Origin of the sequence: Armatimonas sp., from assembly GCF_043760365.1 — a bacterium.
Lineage (GTDB): Bacteria > Armatimonadota > Armatimonadia > Armatimonadales > Armatimonadaceae > Armatimonas.
In genome coordinates, this window is the sequence record NZ_JAYUPA010001038.1 from 1 (window position 1) to 2,599 (window position 2,599).

Here is a 2,599-nt window from a genome sequence, read left to right on the forward strand (position 1 = left end):
CACGCCAAGTTCCGTGCCCGTCTCCGCTGCACGTACTCCGTTGATGTCGGCCACCGCCACCAGTTCGTATGTCTCTTGTAGCTTCTCAAATGCCTTGTAGTGAATGCCGTAGCCACTGCGGCCCAGCCCTAAAACTCCCACACGAATTCTTTCCATGAAGGTATAATGCCACACATGAAGCGAAGAGACCTTCTTAAAAATGTAGCCACGGTGGGCGTGGCAACGGCAATGGGTGCGACGGTGGAGCCAATCGCGGCACCCGCAGCAATGACGGCGGCGACGATGATGGGTGTGCCGTTTGAGAAGCGCGATGTGGTTCGCATCGGGTTTATCGGCTGCGGCGGGCGCGGCGGTGGGCTGTTCAATGATCTGCTCAATATCAAAGGGGTCGAGTTCAAGGCTGTCTGCGATGTGGTTGGTGCGCGGGCGGAGAGCTTTGCCAACCGTGCGGAGAAAGCCGGGCAGAAGCGGCCACAGGTCTACGGGGCAGGAGATCATGACTACGAGAAGCTCTGCGCTCGTGAGGACATTGACCTCGTCTATATCGCCACCCCTTGGGACTGGCATGTCCCGATGGCTGTCTGCGCAATGGAGCACGGTAAGCATGCCGCTGTCGAGGTGCCTGCCGCCACGACACTTGCGGACTGCTGGAAGCTGGTGGAGACCAGTGAGCGCACACGCAAGCACTGCATTCAGCTAGAGAACTGCTGCTACGGCTACACGGAGCGCATGGTGCTCAATATGTGCAAACGCGGTGTTTTTGGGGAGCTAGTACATGGGGAGGCAGCCTACAACCATGATCTACGGAGTCTTCTGCTTGCGGACTCTGGCGAGGGACTGTGGCGACGTACTCCCCATATCACGCGTAATGGTAATCTCTACCCCACCCATGGCCTGGGCCCAGTGGCGCAGTACATGGGGGTGCATAAAGGCGACCGGTTCACAAGGCTCGTCTCCATGAGTAGCCAGTCCGTCGCTTTGGCCGAGTACCGAGACTCCCACGTGCCCGCTGACAGCCCCAAGCGCAAAGAGGTCTACAAGTGTGGTGATATGAACACCAGCCTGATCCAGACAGCACAGGGCCGCACGGTTATCCTGCAGCACACGGTTACCCTTCCACGCCCCTACTCCCGCCTCAATGTGATTGAAGGCAGCAAGGGAATCTTCATGGACTACCCCGCACGCTTCTATGTAGAGGGCCAAAAAGGCGGCGAGGATTTTGTCGGCCCCGAGCTGTATAAGCAATACGAGGATCCACTCTGGCAGAAAGAGGGCGACATGGCCCGTAAGCTAGGCGGCCACGGTGGGATGGACTACATCATGAACTACCGTGTCATTGAGTGCTACCACAACGGTCTTACCCCAGACATCAATGTCTACGATGCCGCCGCCTGGAGTGCGCCGGGCCCTCTCTCCGAGGAGTCCATCAAGAAAGGCAGCTCGGGCATTACGTTCCCAGACTTCACTCGCGGAAACTGGAAATAGGTCGCCTCGCCCGTCTCAGTAGCGGTAGCTCGAAACCGTAGGTGAGAAGTGCGGCAACCACCAGGGAAACCACCAAGGCCACGAGGGTGAAGCGTATTCGCAAGCCCTCATCCGTCACCTTCCATGGCTCAGTGATTCCCATCGCTTTCTGTAAGAGTGTCGCAACCAGCGTGTGCCAGAGATAGAGATTGTAGGAAATCGCTGCCAAAAAGCGCAGGAGTCCCCCACAGCGCAGCGGCGTCAACGCTCCCCCAATGGTGGTGAGCAGCAGTAGCAATGCAAGCGGAAATCGAATCGCCGCCTGGTAGCTTATCGCCGCATCATGCCCCTGATTGTGACTATCGGCTGAGCGAAAGAGCCACAGCAGAGCCGCCAGACCTGCCACTAAAAGTAGGCTCCAGGCAGGATGTGGCGTCAAGCGTTTTTGCAAAACGACAGTGAGCGCCGCTGCCGCCATCCCCCCCCCGAAGAGATCCAGAAAGCCGGGAAGCTGGTTCATCTGCATCGTATAGCCCCTCCCCTCCATGCCTCCCTGAACCACCCAACGACGGTAAAAAAAGGCAATCAGAGCAAGGAGCAGCCAGCCCAGCAGGGGGCCGATAATCGGACGTCGGATAAACAAGATCGCCAGCAAAGGAAAGAGTACATAGAACTGTACCTCGACTCCTAACGACCAGAAGACACCATGAATCGAACCGTAGGTCTCGAAAGTCAGTGAGTGCAGAAAACTCAGGTGGGAGAAAAAATGAAGCCAGAAATTTACGGCCACTTCTCTTTCGGGAATTAAGAGCAGAGCAGCCACTAAGCACAGCCAATAGGAGGGCAAGATCTTGAGTGCCCGACGCGAGAAATAGTGACGGAGCCCTGGCCACTTACTGGACCGTGCCAAAGGCAAGTAGAGGCAAAAGCCACTCAGAAAGAAGAAGATCTCCACCCCAAAATAGCCACGCCGAGGCAGACACTCAAGCCAGGGCAGTTTCTCCAGTGGGTTCCACCAGGACTTCTGCCAGAAATGAAAAAACACTACCAAGGCGATGGCCAGCCCACGCAGGCCATCAAGTACCTCCAGGCGATTCGCTGTTTTTTCGTCTCTGCGCACAGACTATCATATCGG

Annotated in this window: 2 protein-coding genes; one reads left to right on the plus strand and one right to left on the minus strand. The window is 56.9% G+C overall.

Annotated features, from left to right (window positions below; all coding sequences use genetic code 11):
• Positions 1-174: 174 nt before the first annotated feature.
• Entirely contained in the window at positions 175-1,485 is a 1,311-nt protein-coding gene (locus tag ACH2EH_RS26550; RefSeq protein WP_395146434.1) for a Gfo/Idh/MocA family protein, read from the plus strand.
• Here the strand turns inward: ACH2EH_RS26550 and ACH2EH_RS26555 are convergent.
• Positions 1,463-2,584 (minus strand): acyltransferase family protein, encoded by a 1,122-nt coding sequence (locus ACH2EH_RS26555; RefSeq protein ID WP_395146436.1) that lies wholly within the window; start codon positions 2,582-2,584, stop codon positions 1,463-1,465. The two genes, ACH2EH_RS26550 and ACH2EH_RS26555, sit on opposite strands and share 23 nt — an antisense overlap.
• Positions 2,585-2,599: the final 15 nt, after the last annotated feature.